A 1,019-nucleotide genomic window follows, 5' to 3' on the forward strand; every position below is an offset into this window, starting at 1 on the left:
CGAACCTCCTGATGAACGCTGCATCGGATAAACGTAACAAGGATTTTCTTCCCCCGTGGCGGTAGTCCTTTACAGCAAATGTAACGCTTTGATTATCCAGGTTTTTTATCCGATGGTTACTTATGGCGATCTTATGGGTATAGCGGCCAAGGTATTCCACCACCTGGGCGGGACCTAAAAATGGACGTTTACAATAAACTACCCAATCGTATTTAAAAAGGCTTTCGTAGAAGTCTTTAGATTGTGGTTCCAGTTCCTTGCGAAGGGAAGCCACAAAACGGGCCCTAAAAACGGAACTCATAGCCTTGACCGGAAACAGGTATTTTCCATTGCTTTTTGCAGATCTCCATTTGCCACTTTGGGTAATACCACCGCCGGGAACAATGCAATGCAGGTGTGGGTGCAAAGACAGGTTTTGTCCCCAGGTGTGCAGGATGGCGATCATCCCAGGTTTGGCACCCAAAAACTTATGGTTGGATGCAAAATCCTGGATCACCTGCCAGGCTATTTTAAACAGTAGACCATACATTTTTTTAGACTCATACAGGCATAGCCGGTTGAGCGCTGATGGCAATGTGAAGACCACGTGGAAGTAAGGCACATTTAGGAGTTCTTCTTCCCGTGCCCGGATCCACTGCTCCTTTTTATGTCCCTGGCACTTGGGACAATGGCGGTTCCGGCAACTATTATAACTAAGGTGGAGCCTATGGCAGGAAGGGTTGTTACAGCGGTCAATATGGCCACCCAGGGCAGCAGTGCGGCATTTGCGCAAGGCGTGCAGGGTTCTTGTCTGCCAGGTGTTGTAGCAGTATTTGGATAAAGATTCCGTGTTCCTTTCCAGCACCTGGGCTACCTCATAGGCAGCAGGTTTCACGCCTACTCCTTGTAGAGCCGATCAAGCGGACTGAACGGCTTCTGTCTACCTAGTTGTGCCACGTGTAGGTAGGTGAGCGTAGTTTGGATATCTGCGTGTCCCAGTAAATCTTTGACACTGATAATATCCAGGCCCATTTCCAAAA

1 protein-coding gene is annotated in these 1,019 nt (G+C 48.4%); it reads right to left on the reverse strand.

Features of this window, described 5'->3' with window-relative positions:
- Positions 1-874, reverse strand: an 874-nt coding sequence (locus L1967_RS22235; RefSeq protein ID WP_249603681.1) for an IS91 family transposase, incomplete at its 3' end; no start/stop codon positions are given.
- Between the last annotated feature and the right edge of the window lie 145 nt (positions 875-1,019).

The sequence above is a fragment of the Zunongwangia pacifica genome (genome assembly GCF_023499215.1).
In the GTDB taxonomy this organism is placed as follows: Bacteria; Bacteroidota; Bacteroidia; order Flavobacteriales; family Flavobacteriaceae; genus Zunongwangia; species Zunongwangia pacifica.